The sequence below is a fragment of the Niveispirillum fermenti genome (assembly GCF_052474395.1).
In genome coordinates, this window is the sequence record NZ_CP156679.1 from 750,668 (window position 1) to 771,588 (window position 20,921).

Sequence of the window (20,921 nt, forward strand, 5' to 3'; positions counted from 1 at the left end):
GGTTGGGTCTGGTCAGCGCCGCGCATGATCGCGGATGAACTGGTGCAGCACGGCGCAGAAGGCGTCCGGCTCCTCGTCCGCGGCATCGACGCCGACATCGTCCATATGGACGAAGCGGGCATCGGGGAAGTCGGCCACCGCCTCCTTCGTCTCCACGTAATTGTGATCGCGCGGGCCGGCGAACAGCAGCGTCGGGCAGGTGACCCCCGCCGCCAGCGCGCGATGGTCGGTATGGCCCATGGCCTGGTAAAGCCACTCCCAATGCCGGCATTGCAGCAGGGCGATCATGGTGCGAACCGCCATGGCCTCGGTGAAGCAGTTGCGGGACGGATCGGCCATTTCCCGTCCGCTCATCTCCCAGCGTCGGACCCAATGGCCTTTCACCACCTCTCCCGCCCGGTCGAAGCTGCGGGGCCTGGCGCCGCGCAGCACCTCGCCATAGGCGCGATTGTCCACGTTGGGCCAGCCATAGGCCGAAAAGCTCAACACGCGCTCGCCCATCTGCCTCACCATCTGCGCGCCCAGCGAGGCGCCCAGGTGATGGCCCAGCACATGAAAGCGCTGGAATCCCAGCCCCTGCACCGCCTGGGCCAGATAGCGGCCATAGGCGGGGCCGTCCGGCTGGTGTGCGGGCAGGTCGGACTGGCCGCAGCCGGGCATGTCCAGCGCCACCGCGTGATATCCCAAGGCCGCCAGCCGCGGCAGGATGGGTTCCCACATGCTGGCCGCGTCCGATGTGGCATGCAGCAGCAGCAGGGGCACGCCGCGGCCGGCCGACAGGTAATGCATCTGCCCCTGTTCAAAATCGACATAGCCCCTGATCACAGGGATCTGCGTGCCGGTCATCTCACCCACTCCCGTTCGGCGAATTGCTGGTAGGCGGGGCGCTGGCGGCAGCAATCCAGCCAGGATGCAATGGCAGGCCAGCGCGTCAGATCGAACGCACTGCGCGCCAGCAGGTCCGCCGCCGCCGCGACATTCAGGTCCCCCACCGTGAAGGTCGGGCCCGCAAGATAGGGACCATCCGCCAGCGCCTTTTCCAGATGCCCGCACAGGGTTTCGTTCCGGGCGGCCAGTTCGGCCAGTTGTGCATGGTCGCGGCCTTCGGGTGGCCGATACATGTACTGGATGGTGCGGACCATGGCCGGCGGCTCGAACTCGGTGGCCGCCCACAAGGTCCATTGCAGGATACGGGCGACTGCGGCGGGATCATCCTGCGGCCAGAGGCCGGGGCCATACCGCCAGGCCAGGTAGAGGTTGATGGCATAGGATTCCGTCAGCGTGAACTCCCCGTCCCGCAGGGCCGGGATCTTGCCGGCCGGATTGATCTTCAGATAATCGGGCCTCCGGGTATCGCCGGTCGAATAATCGACCGGCTCCACCTGATGGGGCACATCCAGTTCCGCCAGCAGCCAGTAGTTCCGATGCGTGCGGGGGGCGAACTTGCCGAAAAGCGTGATCATTCCGTCTCCCCATCGCCGGAACCGCAGGCGGCCGGCGGCATGCCGTCAAAGCCCGAAGCGGACGCGGACCAGGAAGGTACGCGGCTCGTTCGCATAGGCCGTCAGGGCCGGCGACGTGGCGTTGGAAATCTGCAGGGTGGAGAAGGCGAAGGTTTCCTTCGTGATGTTCCGTCCTTCCAGCGACACGGTCAGGTCTTCGTCCCGGTTGGTCCAGGAAATGGTCGCGTTGAACAGGTCGTAGGCGGGGGTCGCCGTCAGCGGGATCGTGTTGGAAACGTTGTTGTAGAACTTCTCCGAATGTTCCCAGCTACCCGACAGGGACAGGGCACCATCCCTCACCCCGTCGATCGTGTAGACGAAGCCGGCATTGGACTTGAAAGGGATCACGCCCTTCAGGTCCTTGTCGCGGCAATCCACGATGGCGGTGTTGCCCAGCGAGCAGAGGAAGGATGACGTGTAGTCCCCGTCCAGGATGGCGGCCGAGGCATAGAGCTGCAGCGCCGGCGTCACCTGCCAGACCGGCTCCAGTTCGATACCGCGCACCCGCGCGCCGGCGGCATTGTTGGTCGTGCTGACCACCGTGCCGGGGAAGAACACGGGGAGATGCAAGCCCTTGTAATCAGCCTGGAACAGGGCCGCGTTCAGGCGGAACCGGCGATCGGGCGTGCTGAACTTGCCCCCAACCTCATAGCTCTTCACCGTTTCCGCGCCGTATGGCGAGGGTCGGCCGCGCTCTCCCCCGCCGATGATCGTGCCGGGGGAGATGGAGTTGAAGCCGCCGCTCTTGAAGCCTTCGGTAAAGGAGGCGTAGAAGAAGATGTCGCGATTGGCTGCCCAATCCAGGCTGACCTTGGGGGTCAGCTTCTTGAAGGTACGGCTGTCGGACTGCGGTTCGGGCACAAAGGCCGCGAAGGTGGGATAGAACTGCGTGAACTTGGCCTTCTCGGCGGTGTATCGCAGGCCGCCGGTCACACTCACGCTGTCGGTGATCTTGAAGGTGCCCTGGCCGAACGCCGCATAGGCATCCGTGGTGCGATCCTTGAAGGCCGGCGTGGTGTAGGGAGCGGTATCTTCCTGCTCGCCCTTCTCGTAAAAATAGAAGACGCCGCCCAGCATGCTGAACCGGTCGCTCTCATAATTGAGCGTCAGTTCCTCGGAAAAGAACTTGTCGGTGAAATTGTAGCTGATGCCGATCACACCGGCCGGCAGTTCCACGAAGGGCACGCCGGTCAGATTGTCCATATAGCCATAGGCCGTCGTCGACCGCAGGCTGAGCGCGTCGCTCAGGATGACGGAAAGATTGGCACTGGCGTTGTAGCTGTTGGTCTTCTGCGCGCGATATCCCGACAATTCCGTGGTGCGCAGGTCGCGGCCCGGCACAGCGTTGGGATTGGTCACGCCCGGCAGGACCGATACAGACGTACCGACCTGCAGGTCGCTGTGGTCACGCACATAGGAACCCGCCAGTTCCAGTTCCACATCCTCGTTCGGGGTGAACAGCAGCTTGCCCCGCACACCGACCGAGTTGCGGTCATTGATCTTGTGGTCGCCGATGGCCGGCGCGTCCATCACACCGTCGCGCTTGCGGACCACGGTGCTGAGCGACGCCGCCAGCCTGTCATCCACCAGGCCGCCGCTGACATAGCCGCGGAATTCCGTGGTGTTGTAGCTGCCCAGCGCCACGTCGCCGCCATAGGTCAGGTCGAAGCTGGGCTTGCGCGTCACGATCTTCAGCGCACCGCCAGAGGTGTTGCGGCCATATAGCGTGCCCTGCGGGCCCCGCAGAACCTCGATCCGTTCCACATCAAAGAAATCGAAGAACTGGTTCTGCGGCCGGGGCTGGTAAACATCGTCCACATAGATGCCGACAGCCGGATCATAGAGAACGCCGCCATTCTCCTGCCCGATGCCGCGCAGCACGATGCGGGCAATGTTGGACAGACCGGCCGCCGGCTGGATCAGCACACCGGGGATCTGGCTGTTCAGGTCGGAGACATTCATCACCTGGCGCTGGTCCAGCATATCGGCGGAAAAGGCCGAAACAGCGATGGGCGTGGTCTGGAGGCTGGAGGCGAACCGCTGCGCGGTCACCGTGATCTCTTCCAACTCATAGCTTGCGACGGGCACCACCGGCTCCGTTGCCGGCGCCTGCGCCATCACCGGAACCGCCAGGGGCGCCGCCAGGAAGCTGGCCGCGACCATGGTCGCGATGTCCCGCACACGCTTAGCGGATTGTCCCGTTGCGGAAGTTCGTTCCGACATCTCCCAAACCTTTCCTGTTTTGAAGTTCTGCCTGTCTGCGGCGACGGTCTATGCCGTCGGCGATCTTTTGTTGAAAGGTATATTATTATGCTTTTTATACCTCTACAAGCGCTTTTCGCAGCTAATTGATGGCTGACGGATCCACACGCACCAGCGTCTTGCCAAGGTTGTTGCCCTGAAGCAGGCGGTCGAACTGCTGGGGGGCCGTGTCGATCCCCTCGCTGACATCGCGCAGTTCGACCAGACGGCCAGCCTTGATATGCGGCGTGGCAAATGCCACCCATTCGGCCAGGCGCGGGAAGAAATCATAAACAACCAGACCCAACATATGGGCCCGCTTGCCGATGATGGTGCCGATGGGCATGGTCGGGCGCGGCCCGTCGGCATGGTAATGTTCGGCCAGGCCGCACAGAACCACGCGCCCGTAAATCCGCAAGCTGGACAGAACCGGCAGCAGGACCGAGGCGCCGACATTCTCGAAATGCACGCTGGGGCCGCCGCCCGTCGCCGCCGTCAGCGCCTTGATCCAGTCCGGCTGCCGATAGTCGATGCAGTCGTCAAACCCATAGACATCGCGGGCCTGTGCGCATTTTTCCGGCCCGCCGGCAATGCCCACCGCGCGGGCGCCCAGGATCTTCGCCAACTGGCCCGCAGTGCCGCCCACCGCCCCGGCCGCAGCGTCGATGGTGAAAACATCGCCCTGGGAAACGCGGGCAAGCTGGGTAACACCGGCCCAGGCCGTCAGACCCGGCGTGCCCAACAGACCCAGATGCACAGCCAGACCAAGGGACGGATCGACCTTGCGGGCGCCTGCCGCATCCATCATTCCGAACTCGCCCCAGCCGGCCTGACCGACGACATGGTCGCCCTTGGCAAAACGGCTGTCACCGGAAGCCACCACCTCGGCCACGCAATAGCCGGGCAGCGGTTCCCCCGCGTCGGGATGCGGTTCCCCCATATGCTGCCCGCGGATGGCCTGGCCCAGATAAGGGTCAAAGGTCAAATAAAGGATACGAACCAGCAGCTTCCCATCGCCCGGATGATCGGGCACGATACGTTCCACGATCTCGAAATGGGTGGGGACAGGCTTGGTTTCTATCCGGTGCTTCAGCACCACTTCACGGCTCTTCGGCATTTTCTACCTCTCAGCGGGAAAGCATGTTCGCGGACTGCGCCTGCTCTGCGGCCTCTGCCGCGATACGGGCGGCGCGGGCTGCACGCAAATGTATGGACATTTCAGACACGATTCGGGCGACGATGGGATCACGCTGTACGGCCTGCCAATAGCGTGCCAGCTTCGGCCGCGTCAGCAGGACCGACGGCGCATCGAAGAAGGGCAGGAAATCCAGCGTCAGCCAGATGGTGGGGACCAGCGTGCAATCGGCAAGCGTCAGACGGCCGGCAATGGCGTAGTCGCCGCCCGGCATATGATATTCCAGCCGGTCATACCCATCGGCCAGCCCCAACAGCGCGGCATCCACGGCAGCCTGATCGCGTGTCAGCGGGTTGCGGCTGCGGAACAGGATCGACAGATGGTTCAGCACCGAGCCGTCCGTCAGCCGGATCAACATCCGCATGCGCGCCCGGTCCAGGATGGTGTCGGGCTTCAAGGGCGGGTCGGGCTGCAGATCATCGAAATAATCCATGATCGCTTCGGATTCCTGCAGGATGAACCCATCCTCCAGCCACAGGGTCGGCACCCGTCCAAACCTGAACTCGGCCTTGAAATCAGGCATGTTCAAGGGCCCACGCGGCGGCACAAGCTCCACCTGCCGTTCCAGCGCCTCCCCCTTCGCATATATCGCCATACGCGCCCGAACCCCCCAGGCCGAGGAGCCCGTATTCAACATTCGCATTGTCATCCGCCATTTCCTGTCGACTGGCCTGCAAACTCGCATAAGATGGTCTAAAGTATATCTTTATATCTTGTAAAGGCCTATAATTATACCTTATGAACATGCTAGCTCGATCAAAGCGCACGGCGCAGGAGGATCATCGGTATGGCCATTCTCATCCCCGACACCCATGCCGGGCCATCGGTCGCCGAGCCTTCCGTTCCGCAGCGTGCTTCCACCAGGGCCTGGGCCGCCCTGATCATTCTGACCGCGGCCTATGCGGTGGCCTTTCTGGACCGGGTGATCCTGTCCCTGATGGTCGATCCGATCCGTCAGGACCTGCAGGTGTCCGATGCCCAGATCGGGCTTTTGCAAGGTTTCGCCTTCAGCCTCATCTATAGTGTGCTGGGGGTACCGCTGGGGCTGGCGGTGGACCGCTACAATCGTGTGCGTATCCTGATCGGCGGCATGGTGGTGTGGAGCATCGCCAACATGGCCTGCGGGCTGGCTGTCAATTTCAATGAATTGTTCATGGCCCGCGCCTTCGTGGGGGTAGGTGAAGCGGCCCTGGCCCCCGTCGCCGCGTCCCTGATCACCGCCTATTTCCCGCCTGCTCAGCGGGGAACCGCTTTCGGGGTATATGTGGCGGGCAATTCCATGGGGGCCATCATCGCGCTGATGCTGGGTGGCCAGTTGCTGGCCCTTTCCGCCCACCTGATCGACATGTTCCCGGCATTGCTGGGCGGCTATTCGCCCTGGCATGTGGTCTTCTTCATTACCGGCCTGCCCGGCCTGATGATCGCCGCCATCGTGCCGCTGATCATCAAGGAACCACCCCGCATCGTTGAGGTGCCAAGGGTCGCGCCGGGGATGAATGGCGCCGCCGCGGGCCGGCGGGTGCCCTATGCACTGCTGACCTGTCTCATGCTGGCCGGCGTGCTGGTGGCGTCCTGCGCCTATGCCATGATCAGTTGGTTTCCCACGCTGCTGATGCGGACCCATGATTTGTCGGTCCAGCGCACGGGCGTGCTGTTCGGCATGACCTCCATGGGCATGGGACTGATCAGCAGCCTGATCAGCGGTGCCGTCATCGCCTGGCTGATCCGCCGGGGGCGGCCGGATGCCCCCGTTCTGACCGGTATCGCAGCCGGTGCCGGCTATATCCTGTTCGGCATCTTCGCCTGCCTGACGGGTGATGTCGGGTTGGCGCTGACCGCCTCAGCCCTGGCCTCGCTACTGTCCAACTGGATCACGCCGTCGGTGCTGACGGCACTGACACGGGTGACGGCGGCCGGCCATGTTGGCCGGGTCGTGGCCATCTACACGATGCTGACGGGGCTTCTGTCCATGACCATCGGATCGGCGCTGCCGGGCCTGCTGGCCGACACCCTGTTCCCGACGCCGACGGGCATCGGCCAGGCTCTGGCCGTGGTGTATGGGGGATCGGCCGTGCTGGCGATCGTGCTGTTCCTCGTCGCCCGGCCTCTGTTCATTGCCGAACTGAAGCGGTCCGAGCCAGCCTGACGGACCGTTTATCCGAACTGTGGACTTGAAACCGTCCGGCGTGCCGCATACAGGTGGGAGATAACAGTAAACGAGGAAACGGAACCTGATGCAGTCCAAGGCCGGCCAGCCCCCTCACGTGGTGGGAGGCGATCGCAACAAGCTGTGGCCCCCGGTCGACGCCAGCCTGCCGACGCCGCTCTATCATCAGGTCTTCCTGACCTTGCAGGAGAAGATACGCCGCGGCGATTTCGGCGCAGATGGCCAGTTACCCAGTGATCAGGAGATCGCCGACCGGCTGGAGGTGTCGCGCATCACCGTGAAGCGTGCGCTACAGGAACTGGCGGCACGCAAGATGGTGGTGCGCGGCCGCGGGCGGGGCACGGTCGTCGCCCCCAACAGCGGCCTGCCCATTGTGCGGGGCTCATTCGACGGGCTGACCGATTCCGTGCTTGAATCGGGGTTCGGAACCAAGATCGATCTGCTGGAAACCACGTCCGTACCGGCATCGCCCAGCGTCGCGCATCGCATGGAAGTCAGCGTGGGAACACCCATGCACCGCAGCAAGTGGCGCCGCAGGATCGAGGGGCAGCCCTTCTCCTTCTTCACCTCCTTTGTCTGCGAATCCGTTGCCGAACGGTTCGGTGTCAATCAGGAGGAGACGCTGCCCTTCGCACTGGTGCTCCAAAGTCAGGGTTACGACCGGCTGATGAGCGGCCAGTGGATCTCCGCCACGGCAGCAGAGACGGAGGTGGCGGCCGTGCTGGCCGTGGATGTCGGCTATCCCGTGCTGCGGGTGGAACGGGTGATGCATGACGAGCAGGGTGACCCGATCCAGTACCTGATCGGCTTTTACCGGTCCGATCAATTCAACTGGTACATCCGCAGCGAAGGGCCGTTCGTCGGCACCGTGGTCAAGAAAATGACCGAAAAGGATTGAGGCGGATCAGATCCGGCCAGCCAGAGGGGCGGTGCAGCGATGGGAACCAGCAGCTTTGCTGGTGACACCCTGATTTTAATGTGATAATGCTATATTATTAAGTCATTTCCGGTGACGGCATTGTCCGTCCCTGGGACGGCCGGCCTGTTCCCCCCTCCCTGCCCGCCGCCCCTGTCTTTTCCGCGCCGAACGGTCCAAGGGATGCGCATGTCGTGGAGCGGCAGGGCCGGCCATGGAAAATGAACCGCGAGAGCCCACCACGATGCCCGGCCGGCGAGAGCTGGCCGGTTTCGCCGCCTTGGGCGTCGGCATGTTCATGGCCGTGCTGGACGTGCAGATCGTCGCCGCCTCCCTGGGCCCGATCCGGGATGGCCTGGGGGCCACCAGCGACGAGGTGAGTTGGGTTCAGACCAGCTATCTTATCGGCGAAGTACTGATGATCCCCCTGACGGGCATGCTGGTCCGGCTGATGTCAAGCCGCTATCTGTTCATGGTGTCCGCCGGCGGCTTCACCCTTGCCAGCCTGGGCTGCGCGCAGGCGACCAGCATGGATGCCATGATTGTCTGGCGCGCGATACAGGGCTTCATTGGCGGGGCCATGGTGCCGATGCTGTTCGTCGCCATCTTTCGCCTGTTCCCCGACGGAAGGCGCGGGGCGGCCATGGCGGCCGTCACCGTGCTGGGCACATTGGCGCCCACCATGGGACCGGCGGTGGGGGGCTGGCTGACGCACCAGTTCTCCTGGCACTGGCTGTTCCTGATCAACCTAGTACCGGGCGTGATCATCACGCTGGTCGGGTGGCGGGCCATCGCCTGGGACCGGCCGGACTGGTCGCAACTCCGCCATCTGGATGTGGCGGGAGTGGGACTGCTGGTCATCACCCTCGGCGCCGGCATTTATGTGCTGGAAGAGGGAACGCCCAAGGGCTGGTTCGATGATGATACGATCCGCTATGGCACCGTCACGGCCATCATGGGCGGCCTACTGCTGGCGTTGCGCCTGCGTATCGCACGCCATCCCGTGGTGCGGCTGACACCGTTCCGCGAACGCCTTTTCGCCGTGGGCGCCGGTTATTCGGCGCTGACGGGAGTGGGCGTGTTCGGGATGATCTTCCTGCTGGTCATGTTCATGGACCTGGTGCAGGGGCTGGATGCCATGACTATCGGGCTGGTCATGGGCCTGTCGGGACTGACGCAACTGGCCATGACGCCCCTGATGGGCTGGCTCACCGACCGGATGGACCCGCGTCTGATGCTGGGCCTGTCGCTGGTCTGCTTCGCGGCGGCCGGGTGGATCAACAGCGGTGTCACGCAGGATTGGACGGCAACCGACCATGTGGTCCCGCAGTTGCTGCGCGCCCTGGGGGTCACCTTCATCTTTCCGCCTGTCAGCCTGATCAGCTTCGCGCGGGTCGGCCCAGCTTTGCTGCCCGATGCCAGCGGCATCTTCAACCTTCTGCGCCTGCTGGGCGGGGCCGTCGCCATCGCCGTTCTGAACAGCCTGCTGCTTCATCGGCGCGACCTGCACATGGCCGCCGGCATCTCAGCGGAACGCGAAGCCACGGCCATGGCCTTCGCCGATGCCTTTGCGGGCCTGACGGTGCTGTTTACCCTCGCACTGCTGGTGCTGATATGCCTACGCCTGCCCCGCCTGTCGGCCGCGGCAGACAGGCCCGTATCACACTGATACCGTCGGCCTGAATGATTGGGCTTTGGCCACGCGCCACGTGCCGCGTGGCAGCGGTCGCCGCCGTACCTTCGGTCAAACATTTTGGACAGATTGGTATGACCAGGTGCGGGGACGGACGAGCAATCGAAAAAAGGGCGGCCCATTGCGGGGCCGCCCTTCATCCCTGTTCAACCGGTCCTGTTCAATTCGGGTGTTATCAGGCCCCGGGAGCCACCTGATTGGCACGATCGGAATAGATGTAGAGCGGCTTGGCACGCCCCTCCACCACTTCCTTGTTGACCACGATCTCTTCCACACCCGTCAGGCCGGGCAGATCATACATCGGGTCCAGCAAGATCGTTTCCATGATGGAACGAAGGCCGCGGGCGCCGGTCTTGCGCTCAATCGCCTTGCGGGAGATGGCGCGCAACGCCTCCTCATGCACCGTCAGCTTGACGTCTTCCATCTCGAACAGGCGCTGATACTGCTTGACCAGGGCATTCTTCGGCCTGGCCAAAATCTCGATCAGCGCCGTCTCATCCAGGTCATGGAGAGTGGCCAGCACAGGCAGGCGGCCGACAAATTCGGGGATAAGGCCGAACTTCAGCAGATCCTCCGGCTCGACCTCCCGCAGGATGTCGCCCGTGCGCCGCTCGTCGGGCCCACGGACATCGGCGCCGAAGCCGATGGAGGTGCCCTTGCCCCGCGCGGCGATGATCTTCTCCAGCCCTGCGAAGGCCCCACCACAGATGAACAGGATGTTGGTCGTATCCACCTGCAGGAATTCCTGCTGCGGATGCTTGCGCCCCCCCTGCGGCGGAACGGAGGCGACCGTGCCTTCCATGATCTTCAGCAGGGCCTGCTGCACACCCTCGCCCGACACGTCGCGCGTTATGGACGGATTGTCGGACTTACGGCTGATCTTGTCGACCTCGTCGATATAGACGATGCCGCGCTGCGCCCGCTCGACATTATAGTCGGCGGCCTGAAGCAGCTTCAGAATGATGTTCTCGACATCCTCGCCCACATAACCGGCTTCGGTCAGGGTCGTGGCGTCAGCCATGGTGAAGGGCACGTCGATGATGCGGGCCAGGGTCTGGGCCAGCAGCGTCTTGCCCGACCCGGTGGGGCCGACGAGAAGGATGTTGGACTTGGCCAGTTCCACATCATTGTGCTTCGCCCCGTGGGCCAGCCGCTTGTAATGGTTATGAACGGCCACGGACAGCACGCGCTTGGCGTGTTCCTGACCGATGACATAGTCATCCAGCACCGTGCTGATATCGCGCGGGGACGGCACACCGTCGCGGGACTTCACCAGCGTGGTCTTGCTTTCCTCGCGGATGATGTCCATGCACAGCTCGACGCATTCATCGCAGATGAACACGGTGGGGCCGGCAATGAGCTTGCGCACCTCATGCTGGCTCTTTCCGCAGAAGGAGCAGTAGAGGGTATTCTTGCTGTCGCCGCCGGTCGACTTGGTCATATGGGCTCCGTACATCACCGGATGGCGTATGGCCCCTGGCCCGGCTGGCCCTTGACCGATACGCCCAACCATCCCTCGCGGGATGTCTGTTCCAAGCGGGCCTTCCGCCATCTCCGGTCACCCTTGCCCTTCCTGTGGAAGGGGGACGGGCACACAGGGCCGACGATGGACGCCCTCTTGGAACCTATTCAACAACACGAAAAGCGGCGGGATCAATATATACTTGTTCGTCGCCGCTTCTGCTTTACGCCGCCTGGGTGAGGCCACCGGGCCGATGGGCGATCACCTCGTCCAGGATACCGAAGGCCTTCGCCTCCTCCGGACTCATAAATTTGTCACGCTCGACAGCCTTTTCAATGACATCCAGCGTCTGGCCCGTATGCGTGACGAAAATTTCGTTCAGGCGCTCGCGCAGACGCAGGATTTCCTGGGCCTGGATTTCGATGTCGGCCGCCTGACCCTGGGCGCCACCCGAAGGCTGGTGGATCATGATTCGGCTGTTGGGAAGCGAGAACCGCTTGCCCGGCGCACCGCCGGCCAGCAGCAATGCCCCCATGGAAGAGGCCTGACCCATGCAGATCGTTGCCACGGGGCAGCGGACATACTGCATCGTGTCATAGATCGCCAATCCCGCCGTCACATAACCGCCAGGGGAGTTGATGTAGAAGGAGATTTCCTTGGTCGGGTTTTCCGCTTCCAGGAACAGAAGCTGGGCGCAAACAAGGCTGGCGACGGCATCGTTCACGCCACCGACCAGGAAGATGATCCGTTCCTTCAGGAGTCGGGAATAGATGTCGTATGCCCGCTCGCCACGATTGGTCTGCTCGACCACCATAGGAACCAGCGCGTTCATCTGCGGCTCGATCATGATCCCTGCTTCGCTCCTAACCGGCAGCCGCGGGGCCTGGATTGGTCCCCGCGGTACTCAACGCTTTCAAGGTCGGCGTGGCCTCAGGCCGCCGCCTCCTCTTCCTCGTCCGGGTCGCGCATCAGCTCTTCGACCGACACGCTCACCTCGTTCACCTTAACCGTTCCGAGGATGAAGTCGACAACCTTATCCTCGTAGATCGGGGCGCGCAGGCTTTCGACGGCCTGCGGGTTCTTGCGGAAGAAGTCGAACACCTGCTGTTCCTGGCCCGGATAACGGCGGACCTCATCGAACATCGCCTGGTTCAACTCCTCACGGCTCACCGAGATATTGTTACGGCGGCCGATTTCGGAAAGGAGCAAGCCAAGACGCACGCGCCGGACAGCAATGTCACGATATTCGGCCTTGAGGGCTTCCTCGTCCTTGCCTTCATCCTCGGCATCCGCACCGCCGCGGGCCAGTTCGTCCTGCAGGCGCTTCCAGATCTGCTCGAACTCGATGTCGACCATGCCGGCCGGGACGTCGAAGCTGTGCAGCTCGGCCAGCTTGTCCAGCAGGGCGCGCTTGGCGCGCAGGCGCGACGTGGCGCCATACTCGCCTTCCATGCGTTCGGTGATGGCCTTCTTCAAGGCATCCACATCGTCGAAGCCGAAGGACTTGGCCAGATCGTCATTGATCTCGGCGTCCTTGCCGGCTCGCAGCTCCTTGACCCGCACCTCGAAGATGGCTTCCCGGCCGGCCAGCTCGGCAGCATGATACTCGGTCGGGAACGTCACCTTGACGGTCACGTCGCTGTCGGCCTTGGCGCCGACAAGCTGATCCTCGAAGCCGGGAATGAACGAACCGGAACCCAGCTCCAGCTCATAATCCTCGCCATTCATGCCCGCCCGCTTCTCACCATCGACGGAACCGTCGAAGTTGATCAGCAGGATGTCGCCCAGAACGGCCGCCCGATCCTCCTCGACCTTCTCGGTCGTGCGGCGGCCCTTGGCCAGGCGGCCCAGGCTCTCCGTCACAGCGTCATCGGCCACCGGGGCAACGGGCTTGTCGATCTCCACGGCGGACAGGTCAGCCGGCTCGATCTCGGGCAGAAGCTCGACGGCGACGGCGAATTCCAGATCCTGGCCGGGGTCGAACTTCAGAACCTCGATCTTGGGCTGCAGTGCGGGGCGCAGGTTGTTTTCGGACACGGCCTTCTGGGCGCCGTCATTGACCGCCTCTTCCAGCACCTCGCCCATGACCGACTGGCCATAGCGCTGCTTCAGGATCGGCATCGGCACCTTGCCCGGGCGGAAGCCAGGGATCTTCACGGTCTTGCCAACCTCGGTCAGCCGGGTCTGCACCCGCGATTCGATATCCTGGGCCGTGATGACGACCTTGAAGTCGCGGCGGAGGCCTTCAGCGCTGGTCTCGGTGATCTGCATGGGACGAAATGCCTGTCTTCTGTCTGTTCGCCCCAGCCCCCTCTGCCATTTCAGGGACCGAAGCTCCCGCGGGGTGGGCCGGAAACCGGCTGCCGCGGTGGGTTGCGGGTCAAAACTCCAAAACTCGTGGTGCGGGCGAAGGGACTTGAACCCCCACGTCTTTCGACACCGGAACCTAAATCCGGCGCGTCTACCATTCCGCCACGCCCGCCCGCCGGGCGGACCAGGGGTCCGACCGTGGGAGCGCACCGTATAGCAAGCCCAAACAGGCTCGCCAAGCGCGGAATCTCCGGCAGGCCATGCCCGGGGGGCCTGCCGGCGTGATCCTATTCCAGAAGCAGGCGGGCCGCGGCGTCGATAACCGCGTCCGCATCCAGATTCAGGGCGCGATAAAGGTCAGGCAGGTCGGCGGACTGGCCGAAAACCTCCACCCCCAGGGCCGCCACCCTGTGCCCGCGGACGGACCCCAGCCAGGAAAGGCCCGCGGGGTGGCCATCGGTCAGCGTCACCAGACGGGCTCCGGCCGGCAGTGCGGACAGAAGCCGTTCCACGGGCGCTTCCTGCCGGCGCCCGGCCTGCCGTTCCCGGCGTGCCGCCATCCAACCCTGATAGAGCCGGTCGGCGGACGTGACGGCCAGAAGGCCGGCGCCCGGCACATCCTCCAGCATCTGCCCGTGCGCGGCCAGCGCCTCCGGCGCCAGGGCACCCATATAGATGATCGCCAGATCGGTGTCGGCTGCCGGCGGCCGCAGCCAATAGCCACCATCGATCACCGCCTTCTCGTCCAGCAGCCGGGCCGGCTGTTCCAGGGTGCGCGTGGACAGCTGCAGGTAGAGGCTGCCTCCGTCCGGCTTCTGCATATGCTCGAAGCCCCAGCGCATGATGGCGGCCAGTTCGTCGACGAAAGCCGGCTCGAAGCTGGACAGCTTCGGCAGGCCCATGCCGATCAGCGGTGTGGCGATGGACTGGTGCGCCCCACCTTCCGGTGCCAGCGTCACTCCACCCGGCGTCGCCACCAGCATGAAGCGCGCATCCTGGTAGAGCGCGTAATTGAAGGCATCCAGGCCGCGCATGACGAACGGATCATACAGCGTCCCGACGGGCAGCAGCCGCGTGCCGAACAGATCATGACTGAGACCAAGTGCCCCCAGCATCAGAAACAGGTTGTGTTCCGCGATACCCAGCTCGATATGCTGGCCTTGCGGATCACCCTGCCAGCGCTGCGCCGATACGACCTTCTGTTCCTTGAAGATGTCATGTCGCTCGTGCCGGTCGAAAAGCCCCCGCCGGTTCACCCAGGCGCCCAGGTTGGTCGACACCGTGACATCCGGGCTGGTCGTCACGATGCGGGCCGCTAGATCGGTATCCCCCTTTGCCAGGTCGGCCAGAATCTTGCCAAAGCCCTCCTGTGTGCTCATCCGTTCCGTCAGCGGAACATTCAATCGTTCCGGAACCGGGACGAATCCGGCCGATAGCCGGCGACGGTCGGTGGCCGTGAAGGGCACCTCCTCCGCCAGAAAGCGCTTCAAATCCTCCACATCGACATCCAGGCCGGCGAAGGGCTCCCATTCCTGCCCGTCACCGATGCCGCACTGCACCTTGAACGAGGCGATCTGGTCCGGGTTCATCAGGCCGGCATGGTTATCCTTGTGCCCCTGGAAGGGCAGCCCCATCCCCTTGACGGTATAGGCGACGAAACAGGCCGGCTGTTCGGCATCCGGCCCATTGGCAAGCCCGTGGAACGTATCAAGAATGGTCGGCAGGTCGTGGCCGGCCAGATTGGTCATCAGCCGGGCCAGCCCCGCATCGTCATGGCTGTCCAGCAGGCCGCGGATACCCCCGGTCGTGCCCAGATCGCGCAGCAGCGCCTCCCGCCAGGCGGCCCCGCCCTTGAAGCACAGGGCGGCGTACAACTGATTCGGGCAGGTATCGATCCAATGGCGCAGGGCGTCGCCGCCGGGCTCCCGAAAGGCCGCCTCCAGCAGGCGGCCGTATTTCATGATGACAACCTTCCAGTCCAAAGACCGGAACATGCCCGTGATCGGTTCCCACAGCTTGTCGGAAACGACGCTGTCCAGGCTCTGGCGGTTATAATCGATGATCCACCATGCATTGCGCAGATCATGCTTCCAGCCCTCCAGCAAGGCTTCGAAGACATTGCCCTCGTCCATCTCGGCATCGCCGACAAGAGCCACCATCCGGCCTTCCGGCTGATCGGTGAGGCCTTTCAGACGAACATAATCCTGTACCATGCTGGCAAAGGCCGTGACCGCCACGCCAAGCCCCACGGAACCCGTGGAGAAATCAACATCGGCCGTGTCCTTGGTGCGCGACGGATAGGATTGCGCCCCACCGAACGCGCGGAAGCGCTCCAGCTTCTCCCGGGTCTGCCGGCCCATCAGATACTGGATGGCGTGAAAAACCGGACTGGCATGCGGCTTGACGGCAACCCTGTCCTGGGGACGCAGCACATCGAAGAACAGGGCGGTCATCAGGCTGGCCATGGACGCACTGGAGGCCTGATGCCCCCCCACCTTCAGTCCATCGCGCGACGGGCGAAGATGGTTGGCGTTATGGATCATCCAGGTCGATAGCCACAACGCTTTGCGTTCAAGGGCGCGCAGATGTGAAAGGCGCCGGTCTTCATTGGCCGGCGTGGTGGAGGCCGGCCTAGTGGATGTATGGCTGCTGAAATCGGGCATCGTGCCAATCCTGGGGCTGAACGGGTTTCCTGGGAGCGCGGCGCTCTATCGGGCCGCTTTGTTCAGGACCTTGGCCGGACCGGATGGCACGACGAGGATCCCGGCCCTTTATAGGCCGGACGACGTCTTGAATGAAACGAGCGCTGTGCAGGTACCGCCTGCGCCATCCGCCGTTATCGGGTGCGGGTATTGCCGAACAACCGGTTGAAGCTGTCAACGGACAGGGTACGGACCGCCGCCGGGTTCAACCGCCTGCCGCTTGGTTCCGGACCATCCAGCATATCGTTGCGAGCAATGTAACGGACATGGGGCAAGGGAAAACCGTCTTCCGTCACTGCCAGCACCTGTGCTGTTTCAACAGTGTTGAAGATCGTTCTTTGATAAATGCCGCCTGGCACCGGTGTAACAGTTGGTTCGGAACGCTTGAACAACGATACGCCCATCGCAACGCCCCCCTGTCGCTTCTGACCTCTGCCTTTGATATTTGTCTTTGAAAATTACCCCAAGGCGGTAACGCCTTTGATCAAGACTTGGGCAGATTAACGCATTGACAAGGGTAGCGCAATGATCGAACCGCGCTTTTTGCGACTTTGTTCCCAGGAATTAACAGGTTTTTTAGAGAATATCAGAACGGGGACAGAACGGGCTCGACCAAGCCGGCCTTCGGTGAATATTCATCAGTAGGAATATTACCTCAAAGAAACCTTGCAATGCGTTGATCTCCAATATGGAAACCCCGTTCGTTCTTGAAACAAAAAAATCAGAGAACTTCCATATAATATTGATTTTAAAATAAAATATCTCGCCTTATAGCCGGAATTATCTCCGTCAGATCCTCCGCGATCAGCCCGGCACCACATCGCCGCCCTGCCTCGCCATGCCACCACACACCGGCCGCGGCGGCATCGAAAGCCCCCATCCCCTGTGCCAACAGCCCCAGAATCATCCCGGCCAGCACATCACCGCTGCCGGCTGTCGCCAGGCATGGCGGCGCATTGTGATTGATGCGCATGCGGCCATCGGGATGAACGATCAGCGTATCCGGTCCTTTCATGACGAGAATCGCACCCGAATCCGACGCGGCGCGGCGGGCCCGTTCCGCCCGTGACCCCGGCAGATCACCGAACAGACGCCTGAACTCACCTTCATGTGGCGTCATTATCCAGTCGCCGTTCAACCCCGCCCGCCGCAGGGAGGCGAGGTCGCCGGCAAAACATGTGAAGATGTCGGCATCCAGAACGCCGGCGCGATTGGCCGCCAGGGCGGACAAGGTCACCTTACGCAATAGGGGACCCGACCCCGCCCCCGGCCCCAGCAACACGGCATTGCGCCGTGTGTCGGACAACAGCGCGTCGAATCCACCCGCATCGTCAATGGGCTGCACGATCAGGCTGGGCATGGAAAGGCTATAGGTCATGTGTGCGGATGGGGCACAGGCCACTGTAACCAGTCCGGCCCCCATCCGCAGGGCAGCCCTGGCCGCCAGGCGGGCAGCACCGGTCATGATGGTGCCGCCCAGAACCAGGGCGTGGCCGCGATGATATTTATGGTCCGTCGCGGCGCGGCGCGGCAGGGCACGCCCCCAGACCGATGGCCCGTTGATAAGAATATCGACATCCATATCGTTGACCACCGCGTCGGGAATACCGATATCGGCGATCTCCACCCGCCCGCACAGCCCCCGACCCGGATACAGATAATGGGCAGGCTTGGGCCGGAAAAACCCCACGGTGATGGTGGCCGGCGCGGCACCGCCACGTACCGTTCCGTCATCCCCGTTGATGCCGCTGGGTACATCGACCGCCACAATGGGTTTGCCCGTGCCGGCCATTGCCATGATCAAGTCCAGGGCAACCCCACCCACCGGCCGGTTCAGCCCGGCGCCGAACAGGGCATCGACGATGATGCCGGCACCGTCGAGCAGACGCACGGTGGCCGGCAACACCGGGCCCGCCCAGGCCGCGGCCGCCCAGCCCGCGTCCCCGGCAAGGGCGCTCTTCTCCCCCAACAGACCGACACGGACAGGCCATCCCGCCGCCCGCAGATGGCGCGCAGCAACGAACCCGTCCCCGCCATTGTTGCCAGGGCCGCACAGGATGGTAACGGGCACCGGCCCGTCAGGTGACAGCGAGCGGACGGCGCGGGCCACCGCGCGGCCGGCTGCCTCCATCAGGGTAGGGCCGGAAATACCGGCCGCCATGGCCGCCCGGTCGGCAGCGTACATCTGCGCCACGGTCAGGATCTCAGCCGCCATCACCACCCCCTGCCTCGTCGCCCATGCCGCGGGGCCGAGGACCATCATTGGCCAGAAGCGGGCTGCCGGTCCATCAGGTTGCAGGATGCGTGACGCGGATACGAAAAAAGCCACCCTGGGGGCGGCTTTTTCGTTTGTCCCGATGGGGACCTCAGTTATTTTACCCGAAGGCAAAATGGGGCGATGGACGGGACTCGAACCCGCGACCACTCGGACCACAACCGAGAGCTCTACCAACTGAGCTACCACCGCCGCCGGGAGCCGCTGTATGCCCCAGGCGCCCCCCTGTCGTCAAGCGCTCGATTCAGAAAAAATTCAGGGGCAGCCATCTGGAAAGCGAGCGCCATATTATGATGCAAATATGGATGCAAAAATGAGCCATAATACTGGTTAATGCCCATTTTTAGGCTTAATGATGAAAAATTAATCACATATAAGCCTGTTTTTATAGCAAAGTGTCGGGACACTGGAGCATGGGGCGCACAAACCCGCGCCCTCAACGACTGGCATGGTCCGTGCTAACAATCATCCTGCGCTGGCTTGGTCGGTAACGGCTTGGCTGGCGTCGAAATTTGGAGCTGCGGGACGCGATGAAGAAGATTGAAGCCATCATCAAGCCCTTCAAGCTGGACGAGGTGAAGGAAGCCCTCCACGAAGTGGGGATCAAGGGCATCACCGTGACCGAAGCCAAGGGCTTCGGCCGCCAGAAGGGCCATACCGAACTTTACCGGGGAGCGGAGTATGTCGTCGACTTCCTGCCCAAGGTGAAGATCGAGGTTGTCATGGATGACAGCCTGGTGGAGCGCGCCATCGACGCCATCCAGCAGGCTGCCCATACCGGGCGCATCGGCGATGGCAAGATTTTCGTGACCCCGGTGGAGGAAGTGATCCGAATCCGCACGGGTGAGCGTGGTCCCGACGCCGTCTGAAGCCCGCCGCCTGACCGGCTGTCGGCAACCTCCGGCAAGTCCTGGAAGGCGGGTTCAGAATTTCCTTTCAAAGGGTCCGGGGATCGGGTAACGCCAGCGTCTGGCAGGCCCCTCCCGGGACCGGTTCAACAGCGACAAACCTCAAACCACGGAAGCAGAGGCTATGTCTGATTTGGCCAAGTTCTTCGACCTGATCAAGGAAAACGACGTCAAGTATGTCGATTTCCGCTTCACCGACATCAAGGGGAAGGTGCATCACGTCTCCCAGCACATCTCCACGGTCGACGAAGACCTGATGACCGATGGCGTGATGTTCGACGGGTCGTCCATCGCCGGCTGGAAGGCGATCAACGAGTTGGACATGACCTTGATGCCCGATCCGTCCACGGCGGTCATGGACCCGTTCTCCGCCCAGCCGCTGCTGACCATCCTGTGCGACGTGCTGGAGCCCTCCACGGGCCAGCCCTACAAGCGTGATCCGCGCTCCATCGCCAAGGCCGCCGAAAACTACATGGCCGCCGCCGGCATCGGCGACGTCGCCTATTTCGGTCCGGAAGCCGAGTTCTTCGTGTTCGACGACGTGAAGTTCGAAGTCTCGATGAACAAGGTGATGTACGAGTTCGACAGCGAGGAAGGCCCCTACACCTCTGGCAAGTCCTACGAGGGTGGCAATATGGGCCATCGTCCGGGCGTCAAGGGTGGCTATTTCCCCGTTGCCCCGATCGACAGCGCCCAGGACCTGCGCGCCGAGATGCTCACCGTTCTGGGTGAGATGGGCGTCGAGGTCGAGAAGCACCACCACGAGGTGGCCGCTTCCCAGCACGAGCTGGGTGTGAAGTTCGGCACGCTGGTCAAGATGGCCGACGGCATGCAGCTCTTCAAGTATGTGGTCCACAACGTCGCCCACCAGTATGGCAAGACCGCAACCTTCATGCCGAAGCCGGTGTTCGGTGACAACGGCTCGGGCATGCACTGCCACCAGTCCATCTGGAAGGACGGCAAGCCGCTGTTCGCCGGCAACGGTTATGCCGACCTGTCGGAAACCGCGCTTTATTACATTGGCGGCATCATCAAGCATGCCCGCGCGCTGAACGCCTTCACCAACCCGTCCACCAACAGCTACAAGCGTCTGGTGCCGGGCTATGAGGCGCCGGTGCTGCTGGCCTATTCCAGCCGCAACCGCTCCGCTTCCTGCCGTATCCCGCACGTGTCGAGCCCGAAGGGCAAGCGCGTCGAGGTCCGCTTCCCCGACCCGGCGGCCAACCCGTACCTGGCTTTCGCCGCCATGCTGATGGCCGGTCTGGATGGCATCCAGAACAAGATCCATCCGGGCGAGGCGATGGACAAGAACCTGTACGATCTGCCGCCGGAAGAGCTGAAGGAAATCCCGACGGTCTGCCGTAGCTTGCGTGAAGCCCTGGAAAGCCTGTCGGCCGACCGCGAGTTCCTGAAGAAGGGCGACGTCTTCACCGACGACATGATCGACAGCTTCATCGACCTGAAGATGGAAGAAGTGCTGGCGTTCGAAACCTCGCCGCACCCGATCGAGTACAAGATGTATTACAGCGTCTGATGTGGCCGGCCCGGCA

Annotated in this window: 16 protein-coding genes and 2 tRNA genes; 5 read left to right on the forward strand and 13 right to left on the reverse strand. The window is 63.1% G+C overall.

Features of this window, described 5'->3' with window-relative positions; all coding sequences use genetic code 11:
* Positions 1-12: 12 nt before the first annotated feature.
* The 5 genes from ABC728_RS07625 to ABC728_RS07645 form a co-directional block, all read right to left on the reverse strand.
* A complete protein-coding gene (locus ABC728_RS07625) occupies positions 13-846 on the reverse strand; it encodes an alpha/beta fold hydrolase (protein WP_416617848.1) in 834 nt (277 codons plus the stop codon).
* Complete coding sequence (locus ABC728_RS07630) at positions 843-1,463, reverse strand: glutathione S-transferase family protein (protein WP_416617849.1); 621 nt, start codon at positions 1,461-1,463, stop codon at positions 843-845. Before ABC728_RS07630 ends, ABC728_RS07625 begins: the two co-directional genes overlap by 4 nt.
* A gap of 45 nt (positions 1,464-1,508) precedes the next feature.
* Positions 1,509-3,725 carry a TonB-dependent receptor gene (locus ABC728_RS07635; RefSeq protein ID WP_416617850.1) on the reverse strand — a complete coding sequence of 739 codons (2,217 nt, stop codon included), beginning with the start codon at positions 3,723-3,725 and terminating at the stop codon, positions 1,509-1,511.
* Between the two features lie 121 nt (positions 3,726-3,846).
* Positions 3,847-4,860 carry a zinc-binding dehydrogenase gene (locus ABC728_RS07640; protein ID WP_416617851.1) on the reverse strand — a complete coding sequence of 338 codons (1,014 nt, stop codon included), beginning with the start codon at positions 4,858-4,860 and terminating at the stop codon, positions 3,847-3,849.
* Between the two features lie 10 nt (positions 4,861-4,870).
* Positions 4,871-5,533 carry a glutathione S-transferase family protein gene (locus ABC728_RS07645; RefSeq protein WP_445376337.1) on the reverse strand — a complete coding sequence of 221 codons (663 nt, stop codon included), beginning with the start codon at positions 5,531-5,533 and terminating at the stop codon, positions 4,871-4,873.
* Between the two features lie 192 nt (positions 5,534-5,725).
* Here ABC728_RS07645 and ABC728_RS07650 point away from each other — a divergent pair, with 192 nt between their 5' ends.
* The 3 genes from ABC728_RS07650 to ABC728_RS07660 all read left to right on the forward strand — a co-directional run bounded on the left by ABC728_RS07650 (position 5,726) and on the right by ABC728_RS07660 (position 9,690).
* On the forward strand, positions 5,726-7,084 hold the full coding sequence (locus ABC728_RS07650) for an MFS transporter (protein WP_416617853.1): 1,359 nt from the start codon (positions 5,726-5,728) through the stop codon (positions 7,082-7,084).
* 88 nt (positions 7,085-7,172) lie between these two features.
* Positions 7,173-8,003, forward strand: coding sequence for a GntR family transcriptional regulator (locus ABC728_RS07655; RefSeq protein WP_416617854.1), 831 nt, complete (start codon positions 7,173-7,175; stop codon positions 8,001-8,003).
* Between the two features lie 232 nt (positions 8,004-8,235).
* Complete coding sequence (locus ABC728_RS07660; protein ID WP_416617855.1) at positions 8,236-9,690, forward strand: DHA2 family efflux MFS transporter permease subunit; 1,455 nt, start codon at positions 8,236-8,238, stop codon at positions 9,688-9,690.
* Positions 9,691-9,889: 199 nt separating this feature from the next.
* On the opposite strand, the gene clpX is transcribed toward ABC728_RS07660, so the two are convergent.
* The 8 genes from clpX to ABC728_RS07700 form a co-directional block, all read right to left on the reverse strand.
* Positions 9,890-11,155, reverse strand: a complete 1,266-nt coding sequence (clpX, locus tag ABC728_RS07665) for an ATP-dependent Clp protease ATP-binding subunit ClpX (protein WP_416617856.1) — start codon at positions 11,153-11,155, stop codon at positions 9,890-9,892.
* 244 nt (positions 11,156-11,399) lie between these two features.
* Positions 11,400-12,023 carry an ATP-dependent Clp endopeptidase proteolytic subunit ClpP gene (gene clpP, locus ABC728_RS07670; RefSeq protein ID WP_416617857.1) on the reverse strand — a complete coding sequence of 208 codons (624 nt, stop codon included), beginning with the start codon at positions 12,021-12,023 and terminating at the stop codon, positions 11,400-11,402.
* Positions 12,024-12,106: 83 nt separating this feature from the next.
* The gene (gene tig, locus ABC728_RS07675; RefSeq protein ID WP_416617858.1) at positions 12,107-13,447 is read right to left on the reverse strand and encodes a trigger factor; all 1,341 of its coding nucleotides are present in this window, start codon (positions 13,445-13,447) and stop codon (positions 12,107-12,109) included.
* A 127-nt stretch (positions 13,448-13,574) separates the two neighbouring features.
* Positions 13,575-13,658: transfer RNA gene (locus tag ABC728_RS07680), tRNA-Leu, on the reverse strand.
* 115 nt (positions 13,659-13,773) lie between these two features.
* Positions 13,774-16,149, reverse strand: coding sequence for a 1-deoxy-D-xylulose-5-phosphate synthase N-terminal domain-containing protein (locus tag ABC728_RS07685; RefSeq protein WP_416617859.1), 2,376 nt, complete (start codon positions 16,147-16,149; stop codon positions 13,774-13,776).
* Between the two features lie 173 nt (positions 16,150-16,322).
* A complete protein-coding gene (locus ABC728_RS07690; protein ID WP_416617860.1) occupies positions 16,323-16,592 on the reverse strand; it encodes a hypothetical protein in 270 nt (89 codons plus the stop codon).
* 344 nt (positions 16,593-16,936) lie between these two features.
* Positions 16,937-18,403 carry an NAD(P)H-hydrate dehydratase gene (locus ABC728_RS07695; protein ID WP_416617861.1) on the reverse strand — a complete coding sequence of 489 codons (1,467 nt, stop codon included), beginning with the start codon at positions 18,401-18,403 and terminating at the stop codon, positions 16,937-16,939.
* Positions 18,404-18,579: 176 nt separating this feature from the next.
* Positions 18,580-18,655: transfer RNA gene (locus ABC728_RS07700), tRNA-His, on the reverse strand.
* 338 nt (positions 18,656-18,993) lie between these two features.
* Between ABC728_RS07700 and ABC728_RS07705 the strand changes: the two genes are divergently transcribed.
* Together ABC728_RS07705 and glnA are read left to right on the forward strand one after the other, a co-directional pair.
* Positions 18,994-19,332, forward strand: a complete 339-nt coding sequence (locus ABC728_RS07705) for a P-II family nitrogen regulator (RefSeq protein WP_416617862.1) — start codon at positions 18,994-18,996, stop codon at positions 19,330-19,332.
* 163 nt (positions 19,333-19,495) lie between these two features.
* A complete protein-coding gene (gene glnA, locus ABC728_RS07710; protein ID WP_445376338.1) occupies positions 19,496-20,905 on the forward strand; it encodes a type I glutamate--ammonia ligase in 1,410 nt (469 codons plus the stop codon).
* Positions 20,906-20,921 lie beyond the last annotated feature (16 nt).